Origin of the sequence: Providencia sp. PROV116 (assembly GCF_028482485.1) — a bacterium.
GTDB lineage: Bacteria > Pseudomonadota > Gammaproteobacteria > Enterobacterales > Enterobacteriaceae > Providencia > Providencia rettgeri.
This window is the reverse complement of record NZ_JAMPQO010000001.1, coordinates 1-16,033: the sequence shown is the minus strand read 5'-3', so window position 1 is coordinate 16,033 and position 16,033 is coordinate 1. Positions and strand designations below refer to the sequence as shown.

Sequence of the window (16,033 nt, the reverse complement as noted above, 5' to 3'; positions counted from 1 at the left end):
TTTTTAAAATGTAGGGACAGCCAATGAAGCTTCCCATTGTAATAATTGATTTGTCAGAATCAGTTCCTGATTCAATGCAGGAACTGTCAGTAATTGATGACGGCAATATAACCACTTATCATACATATTTATTAACTGAGTACGATTCATAGCACCGGCTAATTGTAGGACTTGAGACTGCTGATCTTGGTTGATGCAAAAAGCCCCCGCACCTTGTTGAATTTTAATGGCATCCGCAAATAAGCTGAGTAGCCAATTTAAGGCATCAGGCACCTCATCGATATTCAAACTAGGCAGCAAACTCAACATATCACCCGTTTGCAATGCATGGCTTAAACTATGACATAGTGCATTACGTTTTTGCCAACGTTGTTCGTCCAATAAAGCTAGCGCAGAAACCGGTGCACCTTGGCATATTTTTAATGCCGTTATCGCATTTTCAGTAGCAATACCTGGTTTTTGCTTTTGCAGCCAATAGAGTGCTATTTGTAAATCGGGTGCAGGTAAGAAATGACTTAGACAACGGCTGCGAATAGTTGCAAGCAAATCCTCTTGTTTATCACTTCCTAATAAAAAATAAGTGTCTTTTGCTGGCTCTTCCAATGTTTTCAATAACGCATTAGCTGCCGCATCTGTCAATGCCTCAACTTGTGGAATATACACCACTTTATTACCACTTTGTTGGGCATGGCGACTCAAGGTTTCAATTAATTTCCTAACCGCATCGACACTAACAGTCGACTTTCCTTTCTCTACCTCAAGAATATGATAATCAGGATGATTGCCTGCAAGCATCAAACGGCAACTGTGGCATTGTCCACAGCTTTTTAGCCCGTCTCTTTCTTGGCAAATAAGCCAACGACTAATTCCATAGCATAGCGCTTGCGCACCATTTCCCGGCATTGAATGAAGCAGTAACGCGTGGTGGCCTCGACCGCTTTGGTACGCAGTAATAATTTGTCGGTAAGGTTCATTTAACCAAGGATACCAATTCATGGGATTAATACCTTATGTGGTTTATCAAGCACGCGCTAACCATTCGGTCAGCGTTTGGCGAATATCATGCTGTACTTGCTCGATGTTTTGGCTTGCATCAATAGTGAGTATCGTTTCATCACCCGCGGCCAACTCAAGATAACGGCGGCGTGTTCTTTCGAAAAAGGCTAGCGACTCTTTTTCAATTCTATCTAATTCACCTCGAGACCTTGCTCGCTGCAAACCTAATTCAGGTGGTAAATCAAGGTATAACGTTAATGAAGGTTTGAAATCGCCCAACACTAAGTCACGTAAAGATTGCATCAAATGACGGTCAATTTCACGTCCACCACCCTGATACGCTTGGGAAGATAAATCATGACGGTCACCGACCACCCATTTGCCCGCCGCTAATGCAGGACGAATCACTGTTTCAACCAGTTGTACACGGGCAGCATAAAGCATGAGCAACTCAGCCTTATCAGTGACCTTATCACCCGCAATGCCTTGCTTTACTAGCTCGCGTAATTTTTCTGCCAGTGGGGTGCCCCCAGGCTCACGAGTGAATACAATATCTGTGATCCCGGCTTGGTTCAACGTATCGACAACCGTGTTGATTGCTGTCGTTTTACCAGCGCCTTCAAGACCTTCAATAACAATAAATTGGTTTCTCATTTTTATCAGTTTTGCTGTTCAAATTGGCGGTAAACTTTAACGGCACGATTGTGGTCGTTTAAATTACGACTAAAAGTATGCCCACCTTTACCATCTGCGACAAAGAATATGTAATCCGTTTTAGCTGGATGTGCTGCAGCTTTTAACGATGCAAGGCTTGGCATTGCAATCGGTGTGGGTGGCAAGCCATCAATCTTATAAGTATTGTACGGAGTATAATTATCTAAATCACTACGATAAATTTTACCGCGATACTTGTCGCCTAACCCATAGATGACGGTTGGGTCGGTTTGCAAACGCATATTTTTCTTTAGGCGGTTAACAAACACAGAAGCAACTTGGGCCCTTTCACTATCAACACCGGTTTCTTTTTCAATAATCGAAGCCATAATAAGCATTTCATAGGCATTTTTATAGGGTAAATCCCTATCTCGCCCTTTCCACTCTTCATCAAGGCTGTTTTGCATACGTTTATAAGCACGTTTCAGGATTTCAGCATCTGTTGTTCCCGCTGTGTATAAATAGGTATCAGGATACAACCATCCTTCTAAAGTACCTTCCTCGTTAAACCCAATAAGCGCATGCAGTTCTGTCGGGGTTAAGTTGGTGGTTTTATGCTCTAAATAAGGCGCATCTCGTAAAATATTACCCCAATCACTTAAGCGATTACCTTCAATAAAACGGATTGAAAACTGTGCTTCTTTACCACTCACAATTAATTGTAGGAGCTGTTCAACATTCATCCCCGGTTGCAGGCGGTAAGTTCCCGCTTTTAGCTGAGCCAGTTCAGGACGTAGTTTGAGCAACCATTGGAATTCATTCCCTTTTTCAAGAATTTTATCTTCAATAAGTAACCCTTCAAATGCAACACGCCCCGTTCCTGCAGGCACTGTGAAGATTTTTTCTTGTGTGATGCTGATAGGCATTTTGGCATAGTTCAATACTTGACGGTATTGCCAATAGACCGCGACTGCAACAATAGCAGCCAAGGTCACGGCGATAAGAATGATTTTTTTGGCTAATTTCATTTATTGACCATTTCAATGCGTGTGTTGGTAATAATTAATTCATTTATAAAAACTAAATTTTGCAACGCAAAAATAAATACTCAAACAACTCACGGGACGCAAATTGCAATGGTGGACACTGTTGACTCATTTGAATACTTTGTACCGGTAAAACTGGCATCAATGCATTACAAATAATCACTTCATCACAATGAGTTAACACGTTAGCAAAGCGTTCGACCTGCTGAAGATGGTACTGGCTATCCTCTAGTAGTGATATGATCTTTTGTCTCATTAATCCATTTACCCCACTATGAGATAAAATTGGGGTGTATACTGTTTGCCCAACTCGCCAGAAAACATTTGCACTACAACATTCAACAATAATACCGTTGGTGTCTAGCACAATAGCTTCATCTGCATCAAATTCATCAATCTCTTGCTTAATAAGGACTTGTTCTAGACGGTTGAGGTGTTTCATTCCTGCTAGCAATGGGTTACGAGCTAACGGAATTTGGCTAAAAACGAGGCGTGCCCCTTTACACTGTAGTTGAACATAATTATTCGGAAAGGGGGAAACGCTGACTATCACCGTCGGCGAGGTAAAGCCTTTAGCGCTATATCCTCTACCGCCTTCACCACGACTTAGGATGACTTTAATCACAAACTCATCTTGAGTTTGCTCTGCACAAATCTGCTTTAGATGCTCCGCTAAGCTTTCCCAATCTGGCTGTGCAATTTTTAATCTTTGGCTATCATGCTGTAACCGGGCAATGTGCTCATTTAACATTTTAGCTTGCTGATTAACGCCATGTATGGTCGTAAAGCAGCCGTCCCCAAAAGAGACTGCGCGATCGGTAACACTTATTTGCTGGCAAAGTTGCCCATTAACCCAATATGACATTGATAATACTTATAATAAAAGCTGATAAATCAGACAGTAATCAAGTGGGATTATCATAAACTAAAGCGAAGAACTGTGCAAAGAACTGGACAAAATAAAGCCCCAGCCACATTAAGTGACTAGGGCTAATTAATAACGGTAATAGATTAATTATTCGCCGTGATAACGACGGAAAATTAATGAACCGTTGGTGCCACCAAAACCAAATGAGTTACACAGAGCGAACTCCATGTTCTCAACTTTACGTGCTTCACCAGGAACAAAGTCCAGTTTGCACGCTTCATCTGGGTTATCCAGATTAATGGTTGGCGGTACAATTTGATCGCACAATGACAAAATGGTAAAAATTGACTCAATAGCACCCGCAGCACCCAGTAAGTGACCTGTCATTGATTTGGTTGAGCTAACTAATACCTCTGTGCCTTCACCAAATACATTAACAACCGCTTGTGCTTCTGCCAAATCACCGGCAGGAGTTGAAGTACCGTGAGCATTGATATACCCCACGTCACTGGCTTTAATGCCTGCATCTTTCAGTGCATTTTCCATCGCAAGTGCAGCACCCGCACCATTTTCAGGTGGTGATGTCATATGATAAGCATCACTGCTCATCCCAAACCCTGCAATTTCAGCATAAATTTTTGCACCGCGCGCTTTCGCATGTTCATATTCTTCAAGAATAATGATACCTGCGCCATCTCCCAGAACAAAACCATCACGGTCTTTATCCCATGGGCGACTTGCCGCTTGCGGGTCATCGTTGCGAGTCGATAATGCACGCGCTGCACCAAAACCGGCCACACCGAGTGGTGTCGTCGCTTTTTCAGCACCGCCTGCAACCATTACATCGGCGTCACCGTAAGCAATCATACGTGCTGCATGGCCAATATTATGCACACCTGATGTACAGGCTGTTGCAATTGAAATACTTGGGCCACGGAAACCGTACATAATGCTTAAATGACCAGCCACCATATTAATGATGGTCGATGGTACGAAGAATGGGCTTACCTTGCGAGGTCCACCGTGCAGTAATGACTCACAGTTGTCCTGAATTAAGCCTAACCCACCAATACCAGAACCAATCGCTGCACCAATTCGAGTAGCATTGGCTTCTGTTACTTCCAATCCAGCATCTTTAAAGGCTTGAAAGCCCGCGGCGATACCATATTGGATAAATGGGTCCATTTTCTTAGCATCTTTACGGGAGATGCCAAATTCTTCGTAATTGAAATCTTTTACTAAGCCAGCAAATTTAGTTGCGTGGTTAGTAGTATCAAAATGATCGATTAGGCTGATACCACTCTGTCCGTCACAAACAGCTTTCCATGATGACTCAACTGTGTTGCCGACAGGAGATAACATGCCCAGTCCGGTTACGACTACACGACGCTTAGACACGTATTTCCTCCAAGGAGGGAAAAGTTACAAAAGGAACATAGGCGATCGAGTGATCGCCTAGATAAGTTTTTCGTACAATTATTTAGATGCGTTCTCGACGTAGTCAATCGCAGCCTGTACTGTTGTGATCTTTTCAGCTTCTTCGTCAGGGATTTCGCAATCGAACTCTTCTTCCAGAGCCATAACCAGCTCAACTGTGTCAAGAGAATCAGCGCCCAAGTCATCAACAAATGAAGCTGTATTTACAACTTCTTCCTCTTTAACACCCAGTTGTTCAACGATGATTTTCTTAACGCGTTCTTCGATAGTGCTCATACTATTAAAATTCCTATCAAAACTCGCTTTCGCGATGGTTTTCGTAGTTTATGAAATACAGGAAAAGATACAACCCAATCCCGGCTGTTGGAACTATTATTTTGCATTATTTAGCGTTAGATAACACTAATAGTGCAAATAGTTCCATCATTTCTTTAGATCATGTACATGCCACCATTGACATGCAATGTTTCACCTGTGATGTAAGCAGCTTCATCAGAAGCTAAAAACGCTACAGCACTGGCAATTTCTTGTGCATCACCCAGTCTATCCGCAGGAACCTGAGATAAAATGCCTGCACGCTGTTCATCTGTCAATGCTTTAGTCATATCAGTTTCGATAAAACCAGGTGCAACGACGTTGACAGTGATACCACGAGAAGCGACTTCACGAGCCAATGATTTACTAAAACCAATTAACCCTGCTTTCGCTGCTGCATAGTTAGTTTGCCCCGCATTTCCCATCACACCGACAACGGATGCAATTGAAATAATACGTCCACAACGTTTTTTCATCATGGCACGCAAAACGGATTTAGACAAACGGTAAACGGATGAAAGATTGGTGTCAATAATATCTTGCCATTCATCTTCTTTCATACGCATCAATAGGTTATCACGAGTGATACCAGCATTATTAATCAAAATATCAATTTCACCAAATTCTTCACGGATTTTGGTCAAAGTTTCTTCGATTGATGCTGCATCAGTCACGTTTAACGCTAAACCTTTACCTTTACCATCAAGATAAGCGGTAATGGCTTCTGCGCCTTTTTCGCTGGTTGCTGTTCCGATAACGGTAGCACCACGAGCAATTAATGTTAAAGCAATAGCTTTACCAATTCCACGACTCGCGCCTGTTACCAGTGCAATTTTTCCTTCAAAGCTCATGTCGTCCTCAGCTATTTTCTAAAGCAGTGCTTAATGATACAGGATCATTGACTGCGACGGCAGTTAAATTAGAGACAATTCGCTTGGTAAGACCAGTCAATACTTTTCCTGGACCTACTTCAATAAGATGTTCAACACCTTGATCTGCCATTAATTCTACTGTTTCCGTCCAGCGTACTGGATTATACAGTTGACGGACTAAAGCATCACGAATATTTTGTGCCGATTTCTCAATTTTAACATCAACATTGTTAATAACTGGATAGTCTGGCTCACAAAAATCAATTTTTTCTAACGCTTCGGCTAATTTATCAGCAGCTGGCTTCATTAATGCACAATGAGACGGGACGCTAACAGATAATGGCAACGCACGTTTAGCCCCCGCTTCTTTACATGCGATACCCGCACGTTCAACTGCGGCTTTTTCACCCGCAATCACGACTTGGCCCGGTGAATTAAAATTAACCGGTGAAACAACTTGGCCTTGAGAAACCTCTTGGCAAGCTTTTTCAATTGATTCGTTATCCAAACCAATAATGGCATACATCGCACCAGTGCCTTCAGGAACGGCTTCTTGCATGAGTTTTCCGCGCAATTCAACCAGTTTAATCGCTTGTTTAAAGTCGATAACACCCGCGCAAACTAAAGCAGAATATTCACCAAGGCTGTGACCCGCCATGATCGCAGGCATCGCGCCATTTTTGACTTTCCAAACACGGAAAATAGCCACAGAAGCTGCTAATAAAGCAGGCTGTGTTTGCCATGTTTTGTTTAATTCTTCTTCTGGCCCATTTTGTACTAACGCCCAGAGATCGTAACCCAATGCTTCCGATGCTTCAGCGAATGTTTGCTCAACAAGCTGATTTTCTTCAGCCAATGCTGCTAACATCCCTAAAGACTGAGAACCCTGTCCGGGAAATACCATAGCAAATTGTGTCATGTCTATTTTCTCAGTTAATTAAAAACGAACCAATGCAGAGCCCCAAGTGAAACCGCCACCGAAGGCTTCTAAAAGCACAAGTTGACCACGCTGAATACGACCATCACGCACCGCTTCATCCAACGCTGTAGGAACTGATGCTGCTGAAGTATTACCGTGACGGTCTAATGTGACAACGACTTTATCCATTGTCATATCTAATTTTTTCGCCGTCGCAGAGATAATTCTTAAATTTGCTTGATGTGGGACCAACCAATCAAGTTCTTCTTTGGCTATACCGCTTTGTGCCAGTGTCTCATCAACAATATGTGCTAATTCGCGCACTGCAACTTTAAAGACTTCATTACCTGTCATGGTCAAATAGGCAGGGTCTTCAGAGCAACGGCTACGATTAGGTAATGTGAGTAAATCCCCATAACGGCCATCGGCATGTAAATGCGTCGAAATAATACCCGGCTCTTCAGATTCGCCGATAACAACAGCCCCTGCCGCATCACCAAATAAAATAATCGTGCCACGATCTGCTGGGTCTAATGTTTTAGATAAAGCATCAGCACCAATAACTAATGCTTTTTTGGTCATACCTGTTTTGACGAATTGATCAGCAATACTAATCGCATAGGTAAAACCTGCACATGCTGCTGCGACATCAAATGCCACACAATCTTGAATACCTAGCATCTGTTGAATTTGGCAAGCAGCGCTAGGAAAAGCGTGAGTTGCTGATGTGGTTGCAACGATAATCAAACCAATGTCAGTTGCATCGACTTGCGCCATGTCTAACGCATTTTTGGCAGCTTGAAAACCCATCACTGAGACACTTTCATCTTCGTTGGCAATTCTTCTTTCATGTATGCCAGTGCGTGTCACAATCCACTCATCAGAAGTATCAACCATTTTTTCCAGATCAGCATTGGTACGTACTTGTGCTGGTAAGTAGCTGCCTGTTCCTAAGATTTTACTGTACATAGCCATAGGTTATTGATCACTCCTGGGTAAAACAATATTTAGTCGCGCTGTTATTCTTTCTGGGACTTGTTTTTCAACAGCTTGTACTGCGCGGTCAATAGCCGCTTTGAAAGCGCCTTCATTCGCTGCACCATGACTCTTGATGACAATACCTTTTAATCCTAACAGAGTCGCACCGTTATACTGGTCGGGGTTCATGTCCCCAAAACGTTTCATTAAACGTTTTTTTAACCATTTTTTCGCCAGTTGCATAAACCAACTGCTTTTTTTATGTTGATCACCGGTCGATTTTATCAATGAAAGGATGACGCGTATTACGCCTTCCATCGTCTTCAATGAGACATTACCTGCGAAGCCGTCACACACTAACACATCGGTTTTACCTGTCAGTAATTCGTTACCTTCTACATAACCAATGTAATTAATTGATGATGTTTCTTTTAATACTGAGGCGGCTTCGCGGATATTATCTAGACCTTTACTCTCTTCTTCGCCAATATTCAGTAACGCGACTCTCGGTTTAGAAATGTTAACCACTTCTTCTGCCATCACGGAACCCATTACGGCAAATTGGACTAGCATATCACTACTACAGTTAACATTAGCGCCTAAATCTAGCACAACTGTTTGGCTTTTTTGCTGATTAGGTAAGATGGTCATTAGCGCTGGGCGCTCAATCCCCTCTATAGACTTTAGCATTAATTTTGCTAGCCCCATCAGCGCACCCGTATTCCCCGCACTCACGCACGCTTGTGCCTGCCCTGTCTTCACTAACTCTAAGGCCACTCGCATCGAGGTTCCTTTGCTTTGTCTTATCGCATTTGATGGTTTTGCATCGTTTGCGATAATACCGTCCGCAGGAATAATTTCGACACGCGAAATTTGCTCAGCACTTTGGTGTGCAAGCAAAGGTTGAATGGCTTCGGGTTGACCGACAAGCAGTAATTTGAGTGCTGGATTAGATGCCAGTGCCTGCAATGCAGCAGGCACCGTGACGCGGGGACCAACATCCCCGCCCATAGCATCTAACGCAATGGTTAGATTAGCCAAGGTAACAACAAATTACTTGTTGATAACCTTACGGCCACGGTAGTAACCATCTGCAGTCACATGGTGACGCAGGTGAGTTTCACCGGAAGTTTTATCTACAGAAACTAGGGTAGCAGTCAGTGCATCATGTGAACGACGCATACCGCGTTTTGAACGAGTTGGTTTATTCTGTTGTACGGCCATTGACCTTACTCCTTAAGTACTTTTCTTTAAACTGGCTAATACGGCAAATGGATTTGGTTTTTCTGCCTCGGGAGGCAGTTCACCATACACCATGTCCGCTTCGGACACTTCACAGTGTTCAGAATCATGAACCGGAACAACTGGTAAGGATAGAATTATTTCATCTTCTATCATTCCCAGCAAATCTATTTCACCAAATTCATCAATTTGAATCGGTTCGTAGAGCTCCGGTAATGCTTCGGCCTTTTCGTCATTGACGACAGGACTAAAACAATACGATACGTAGGCATGATGCTTGAAATTTTTTCCGCAACGTTGGCATTGGAGGGTGAGATCCACATCGGATTTCCCTTCGATAACCGTGAGACGTTGTTTATCAATATTAAATGATAATTCGGTTTCTACATCACTGTCTACACTGACTACTGATTCTGCAAGACGTGCAACTTGCTCAGGTGTATAACTCCCGACATAGTCGAGGTTTTTCTGAGCTGCACGCTGCGCATCGATAGTCAGGGGTAATTTTACCTTTTGCATAAGGCGCGCATATTAACTTTGTAATGAGCTATAGTCAAAGAAAAAGGCGGGGTAAACTCGCCTTTTCACCAAAAAACCGTAGGTTTTACGTTTTATAGTTTAAAATGAGTTAACCCTTTTGGCTACGAGTTTCGAGAAAAATCATGAAATCAATTATTTTGGCGTCAACTTCAACCTACCGACAAGCCCTACTAAAAAAACTGGGATTACCTTTTTTAGCAGTGGCCCCCAATATTGATGAGTCCCCCATTTTGAATGAGTCGGCTCAGGCTTTAGTTATGCGTTTATCTCATGCAAAGGCTAACGCACTCTCAGCTCAATACTCTCAGCACTTGATTATTGGCTCTGATCAAGTTTGTGTTATTGATAATAAAATTATGGGGAAACCGCATAATTTTGATAACGCTTTTCAGCAGCTTAAATCCGCGTCAGGTAATAAGGTCACTTTTTATACTGGACTATGCCTGCTTGATACTGAAACAGATAAATTTAATGTGCAGTGTGAATTGTTTCACGTTCATTTCAGGCAACTATCTGATGCAGAAATAACGAATTACCTACTTAAAGATGAACCTTATCAATGCGCAGGGAGCTTTAAATCAGAAGGACTAGGAATTAGTTTATTTGAGCGTTTAGAAGGGCGTGACCCCAATACGTTAGTTGGGCTTCCGCTTATTTTATTACTCGAAATGTTACGTCCACACCAAGTTAGCCCATTATTTGATAATTAATCCTTTATACTGGCAGGGAAAACCTGCCAGTTAATCAAATGACTTACTTTTCTGCTTTACGGCTACGTAATATTTTTAGGCAGTGATTCAATTGGTTATCTAAAGGGGCTTGCAAACGCATCTCTTCACCCGTTTTAGGGTGCGTAAATTTCAATGCACTCGCATGCAAAAATAAGCGATTTAAATCTGTCCCTACCAGTTGGCTATCAAATTGCTTGTCACCGTACCGGTCATCAAATGCAATAGGATGCCCTGCATAAAGTGTATGAACACGTATTTGATGTGTCCGCCCCGTGACAGGGCTCGCTTTTACCAAAGTTGCATTATCAAACCGTTCTTCCACTTTAAAACGCGTCTCTGACGGTTTTCCTTCACTGCTCACTTTAACGACTCGCTCGCCACTTTGTAGAATGTTTTTAAGTAAAGGGGCTTGAATAACTTTCATGTGCGACTGCCAGTTGCCTCTTACGAGTGCTAAATAATCCTTTTGCATTTGTTTCAAACGCAATTGTTCGTGTAACGCTCGAAGTGCTGAGCGCTTTTTAGCCACCAATAAAATACCTGATGTGTCTCTATCAAGACGATGAACTAACTCAAGGAAACGCGCATCTGGACGTAACGCTCTTAAACCTTCAATAACACCAAAGCTTAAACCACTCCCACCATGAACAGCAGTTCCCGATGGTTTATTCAGCACTAAGAGAACGTCATCTTCAAATAAAATGCAATTCGCTAATGCAGCGACTTTATCCAGTTTGGCCGAAACCGGTGCGGTTTCACGCTCAGCAACCCTAACGGGAGGAACGCGCACTTGGTCCCCTTCGACTAATTTATATTCAGGCTTTATCCGCCCCTTGTTAACACGCACTTCCCCTTTGCGGATAATGCGATAAATCATACTCTTTGGCACACCTTTAAGTTTAGTGAGCAAAAAGTTATCGATACGTTGCCCAGCTTCGTCATCGCTGATGTCAATAAATTGAACTTGATTTTGTGTATTCATTCGGGAATGCGTTAACTCTAATTGATTAAAATATGCGCTTATTTGCTTTCCCTATCATACCGACTCCACAAAATTTTTTATGTTTTTTTTTAATTTGGTTATTTTCTGCATGATTTATCCTATTTCTAAATAAAATTTCCATATAACTTCCGTATCGACTTGCTATAATAGCTATGGCAATGGAATAATATGAAGTTGCTGAGATGTTTAAAAAACGAAAGTTAACGTTTTATAGGATTTCTTATTTGATGGCGTAACAATGCAGCAATGGCGTAAGACATTTAGCAACATCAAATAAATTAGCGAGCAACGAATTTTGGCTTATTGGGTTAGGAACTTCCGTTTTCTTTAATAACTTACGGCATCCTGATTAAGAACGCTGAATTTTTAATCTAAAAATCAGGTTCACCGAATATTGCGCGTCTCTATACGAACGACTGCCGCGAGGCAGACGGTTTTGTAAAAATCACGAGGCCATCGGTTTACAGTAGCTCTTTCTTTCGCTGCTCTTTATTTAAAAGAAAATAATGAGTAAGTAATAACATGAAAAGAATGCTAATAAACGCAACTCAACAGGAAGAGTTGCGTGTTGCCCTTGTTGACGGGCAACGTCTCTATGATTTGGATATTGAAAGTCCTGGTCATGAGCAAAAAAAGGCCAATATCTACAAAGGTAAAATCACTCGTATCGAACCTAGTCTTGAAGCTGCTTTTGTAGACTACGGCGCTGAAAGACACGGTTTCCTTCCTATCAAAGAAATCGCTCGTGAATACTTCCCAAGCAACTATCACTCTCAAGGCCGTCCTAACATCAAAGATGTGTTAAAAGAAGGCCAAGAAGTTATCGTCCAAGTGGATAAAGAAGAGCGTGGCAATAAAGGTGCTGCATTAACTACCTTCATTAGCTTGGCAGGAAGTTACCTCGTTTTAATGCCAAATAACCCACGTGCGGGGGGTATTTCACGTCGCATCGAAGGGGAAGACCGAACTGAACTAAAAGAAGCACTGTCTTCTTTACAAATTCCAGACGGCATGGGCTTAATCGTTCGTACCGCTGGTGTGGGTAAATCTGCAGAATCACTGCAACAAGATTTGCTCTACCGTTTACGTCACTGGGAAGCGATTCAAAAAGCCGCTGAAAATCGCCCTGCACCGTTCTTGATTCACCAAGAAAGTAACGTTATTGTCCGTGCCTTCCGCGATTATCTGCGCCCAGATATCGGCGAAATTCTGATCGACAACCCAAAAGTTGTCGAAATGGCACGCAACCATATCGAAGCTATCGGCCGTGGTGATTTTGCAAGCAAAATCAAACACTACAGTGGTGATGTTCCACTCTTTAGCCACTACCAAATTGAATCACAAATCGAATCTGCGTTCCAACGTGAAGTTCGCTTGCCATCAGGCGGTGCATTAGTAATTGATACCACTGAAGCATTGACCGCTATCGATATCAACTCTTCACGTTCAACACGTGGTGGCGATATCGAAGAAACTGCGTTCAACACTAACTTAGAAGCGGCTGATGAAATTGCACGCCAATTGCGTCTTCGCGACTTGGGTGGTTTGATTGTTATCGACTTTATCGATATGACACCCGTTAGGCATCAACGTGAAGTTGAAAACCGCCTACGTGAAGCGGTACGTCAAGACCGTGCACGCATTCAAATTGCACGCATCTCACGCTTTGGGTTATTGGAGATGTCACGTCAACGTTTGAGCCCTTCTTTAGGTGAGTCAAGCCACCATGTGTGTCCTCGCTGTTCAGGAACCGGAACCATTCGTGACAACGAATCACTTTCTCTGTCCGTTCTTCGTCTTATTGAAGAAGAAGCACTGAAAGAAAATACCCATGAAGTGCATGCCATTGTCCCCGTACAAATCGCCTCTTACCTGCTGAACGAAAAACGCAAAGCGGTCAGTGATATCGAACAACGTCAAAGCCATGTCCGTGTTGTTGTTGTTCCTAATGACCAAATGCAAACGCCTCACTTCCATGTGATCCGCATTCGTAAAGGTGAAGAAGTCAATACGTTAAGCTATAACTTAGCGCAATATCACGAAACAGAGACGTTAAATCAGATTGATGAAACGACATCTGAACGTAAAACACCTGAGCAACCTGCAATTTCTGCTTTTGCACTGCAAGAGCCTGTAGACATGTCTACAGTGAAACCAAAAGAAACTGTAACAAAAGCACCTATTAAATCAGCGGCGGCTGAACCTGCATCCCCTAGTTTGTTCAGCAAAATTGCGGCATTCTTTAAAGGCCTGTTTGGCGAAGAAGAAAAAGTGGTTGAGAAACCAGCGCCGAAAAACCGCAATAATAATGATCGCCGCCGGAATAATGATCGTCGCAACAATAACCGTCGTAATAATAATCGTCGTGACCGCGATGATACTGACAATCGTGATAACCGTGATAATCGCGACAACCGTAATGATCGCAATAATCGTAATGCATCAGCGGATGAAACGAATAATCGCAATAAAGGTCGCAACAATAAGAATACGAACACGCAAGACGAGCAAACAACTGACAATGCGAATCGTGATAATCAGCAACAACGTCGTGAACAACGCGCTGAACGTCGCCGTCGTCAAGATGAAAAACGTCAACAGCAAGTTGCTAAATCACAACAAGATGTTCAGCAAGACAATGTAGAGAATGCGGCTGAAAAGGAAGAAGAACAACGTCCTGTTGCCCCACGTCGTCAGCGTCGTCAATTAACACAAAAAATCCGTGTTACTGATAACGAGCAGATTGCTGCACCTGTTGAAACGGCACCTGAAATAGCCTCTGAGCCTGTGGCTGCATTACCTGCACCAACTGCACCTATGAGCCCAATTGAAGGTGAAGTACAAACTGAAGAGCGCCAAGAATCAGTAGCTCAAGTTGATGGCGAAGAAAAGCAAGACACCATCATTCCACGACGCTCACGTCGTTCACCACGTCACTTACGTGTCAGTGGTCAACGTCGCCGTCGTTATCGTGATGAGCGCCATTTAACTAAATCACCAATGCCATTAATCGCTGCCGTTGCCTCACCTGAGCTGGCATCTGGCAAAGTATTTATTCATTACCCAATTGCCCAGCCTCAACAAGAAAGCATGGCAATCATCACTAATGAAGAAATGCTTGAACAACAAAGTATTAATGATGCTCCTGTAGCAGAAACGACAAATGTTACCCCGTCACAAAGTAGCGTGGCCGTCACTCCTGTCGTGGCTGAGGAAGTTAAGCAAGAGTCGCATGACACTCCAGTGGAAACCGTTAATACTGAAGAGACATCTTTAGTTAACGAAGCAACCGCTGTCGAACACATGGTTGAATCAGCACCAATTGCCATCGATGAAACTAACGGTACGCAGGAAGTTGAAACCGTCGAAACAGTAAAAGAGACTGTAGAAATAGCGGCTGAGATTATTGAACCGCAAGTTGAAATAGCTCAAACAGAAACGGTTGAAAGCGTTACTATCGTAGACGAACAAACGGCGCCTGTTATTGTCAATGAAGAGGTTAATGACGTCGTTGAAGAAACGCAGCTTCCTCAAGTTACTATCACAGCTTCAACTGAGGTAGTCAGTGTCGAGGAAGTTATCGAACCTGTTGCCGTAGCTGAACCGGCAACGGTAGCAAGCAGCCCAGCTGTCAGCTTACATAAACGTCATGCTTATTCTCCAATGACAAAAGCACCAGCCCCTACAGTTGCTGCTGCGCCATTTGAGATAACAGAATTCCAGCGTGAAGCCTCTACCTTTGAAGGTAAAGGTGGCGCAGGTGGTCATGTTGCTTCAAACGTCGCAACCTCTGAAATGGCAAAACCTGCTGATTTCTAACAACTCGCTAGCTGTAAACATAAAAGCCTTGATAGGAAACTATCAAGGCTTTTTTATTACAATACAATTCATGAATAATAAATTTTTTAATTAAAAAAACTCATCATCTCGCCAGTTTTTTACATTGAGCTCTCAATGAATTTGTGTTTGTATTGCTGTGTTTATACACAGTTATTTTATAAAGAAAAGGGAAATATATGTTAAAAGTCATTGCGGAAGATTTTATTCAAAGCGAAGCGATTGAGATTGTTATGCCGCTATACCGTGAATTGGTCGCTGCAACTAAACAAGAACCATTGTGTATCAGTTATGACCTTTACGTTGACCAAAAAGATCCTGGGCACTTTATTTTTATCGAGGAGTGGCCGAATCAAGAAGCGCTCGATATTCACTGTGCCAGCGAACATTTCAAACGCCTAGTTCCTCTAATCAACAGCTATAAGCGTTCGGATCCTATTATCAAACTGATGAATGGTGCTTTTGAATAAGCACATTAGCTAAACGTGCCCCCAAGCATATAACTAGAACCCATACACAACACTACAGGCCGAATTCTGATATCGACAAAACCTACATAATCCTCTAAATATTTCGCCCTGTCGCTAGGCGGCGA

Annotated in this window: 16 protein-coding genes; 3 read left to right on the top strand and 13 right to left on the bottom strand. The window is 42.7% G+C overall.

Annotated elements, in window-relative coordinates; translation table 11 throughout:
• Window positions 1–3: 3 nt before the first annotated feature.
• From holB to yceD, 12 genes are all read right to left on the bottom strand, one after another.
• Window positions 4–996 (bottom strand): DNA polymerase III subunit delta', encoded by a 993-nt coding sequence (holB, locus tag PSE72_RS00080; RefSeq protein WP_004911812.1) that lies wholly within the window; start codon window positions 994–996, stop codon window positions 4–6.
• A 24-nt stretch (window positions 997–1,020) separates the two neighbouring features.
• The gene (gene tmk / locus PSE72_RS00075) at window positions 1,021–1,650 is read right to left on the bottom strand and encodes a dTMP kinase (RefSeq protein WP_115167065.1); all 630 of its coding nucleotides are present in this window, start codon (window positions 1,648–1,650) and stop codon (window positions 1,021–1,023) included.
• A 5-nt stretch (window positions 1,651–1,655) separates the two neighbouring features.
• Window positions 1,656–2,678: an endolytic transglycosylase MltG gene (mltG, locus tag PSE72_RS00070; RefSeq protein ID WP_115167064.1), complete on the bottom strand. Its 1,023-nt coding sequence runs from the start codon at window positions 2,676–2,678 to the stop codon at window positions 1,656–1,658.
• Window positions 2,679–2,730: 52 nt separating this feature from the next.
• Window positions 2,731–3,561: an aminodeoxychorismate lyase gene (gene pabC / locus PSE72_RS00065; protein WP_115167063.1), complete on the bottom strand. Its 831-nt coding sequence runs from the start codon at window positions 3,559–3,561 to the stop codon at window positions 2,731–2,733.
• Window positions 3,562–3,711: 150 nt separating this feature from the next.
• Window positions 3,712–4,962, bottom strand: a complete 1,251-nt coding sequence (gene fabF, locus PSE72_RS00060) for a beta-ketoacyl-ACP synthase II (protein WP_004911823.1) — start codon at window positions 4,960–4,962, stop codon at window positions 3,712–3,714.
• Between the two features lie 78 nt (window positions 4,963–5,040).
• Entirely contained in the window at window positions 5,041–5,277 is a 237-nt protein-coding gene (acpP, locus tag PSE72_RS00055) for an acyl carrier protein (protein ID WP_004253236.1), read from the bottom strand.
• A gap of 155 nt (window positions 5,278–5,432) precedes the next feature.
• Window positions 5,433–6,167 carry a 3-oxoacyl-ACP reductase FabG gene (fabG, locus tag PSE72_RS00050; RefSeq protein ID WP_004253233.1) on the bottom strand — a complete coding sequence of 245 codons (735 nt, stop codon included), beginning with the start codon at window positions 6,165–6,167 and terminating at the stop codon, window positions 5,433–5,435.
• 7 nt (window positions 6,168–6,174) lie between these two features.
• Window positions 6,175–7,107 carry an ACP S-malonyltransferase gene (gene fabD, locus PSE72_RS00045; RefSeq protein WP_115167062.1) on the bottom strand — a complete coding sequence of 311 codons (933 nt, stop codon included), beginning with the start codon at window positions 7,105–7,107 and terminating at the stop codon, window positions 6,175–6,177.
• Window positions 7,108–7,125: 18 nt separating this feature from the next.
• On the bottom strand, window positions 7,126–8,076 hold the full coding sequence (locus PSE72_RS00040; RefSeq protein WP_272690870.1) for a beta-ketoacyl-ACP synthase III: 951 nt from the start codon (window positions 8,074–8,076) through the stop codon (window positions 7,126–7,128).
• A 9-nt stretch (window positions 8,077–8,085) separates the two neighbouring features.
• Window positions 8,086–9,126 carry a phosphate acyltransferase PlsX gene (gene plsX / locus PSE72_RS00035; RefSeq protein WP_004911832.1) on the bottom strand — a complete coding sequence of 347 codons (1,041 nt, stop codon included), beginning with the start codon at window positions 9,124–9,126 and terminating at the stop codon, window positions 8,086–8,088.
• 12 nt (window positions 9,127–9,138) lie between these two features.
• Window positions 9,139–9,309 (bottom strand): 50S ribosomal protein L32, encoded by a 171-nt coding sequence (rpmF, locus tag PSE72_RS00030; protein ID WP_004253223.1) that lies wholly within the window; start codon window positions 9,307–9,309, stop codon window positions 9,139–9,141.
• A gap of 12 nt (window positions 9,310–9,321) precedes the next feature.
• Complete coding sequence (yceD, locus tag PSE72_RS00025) at window positions 9,322–9,846, bottom strand: 23S rRNA accumulation protein YceD (protein WP_004911841.1); 525 nt, start codon at window positions 9,844–9,846, stop codon at window positions 9,322–9,324.
• Between the two features lie 143 nt (window positions 9,847–9,989).
• Between yceD and PSE72_RS00020 the strand changes: the two genes are divergently transcribed.
• Entirely contained in the window at window positions 9,990–10,577 is a 588-nt protein-coding gene (locus tag PSE72_RS00020) for a Maf family protein (RefSeq protein ID WP_004911844.1), read from the top strand.
• Window positions 10,578–10,620: 43 nt separating this feature from the next.
• On the opposite strand, the gene rluC is transcribed toward PSE72_RS00020, so the two are convergent.
• Window positions 10,621–11,580, bottom strand: a complete 960-nt coding sequence (rluC, locus tag PSE72_RS00015) for a 23S rRNA pseudouridine(955/2504/2580) synthase RluC (protein ID WP_115167061.1) — start codon at window positions 11,578–11,580, stop codon at window positions 10,621–10,623.
• A gap of 543 nt (window positions 11,581–12,123) precedes the next feature.
• Between rluC and rne the strand changes: the two genes are divergently transcribed.
• Together rne and PSE72_RS00005 are read left to right on the top strand one after the other, a co-directional pair.
• Window positions 12,124–15,420 (top strand): ribonuclease E, encoded by a 3,297-nt coding sequence (rne, locus tag PSE72_RS00010; RefSeq protein ID WP_198641056.1) that lies wholly within the window; start codon window positions 12,124–12,126, stop codon window positions 15,418–15,420.
• Window positions 15,421–15,617: 197 nt separating this feature from the next.
• The gene (locus tag PSE72_RS00005) at window positions 15,618–15,908 is read left to right on the top strand and encodes a putative quinol monooxygenase (RefSeq protein WP_004253191.1); all 291 of its coding nucleotides are present in this window, start codon (window positions 15,618–15,620) and stop codon (window positions 15,906–15,908) included.
• Window positions 15,909–16,033 lie beyond the last annotated feature (125 nt).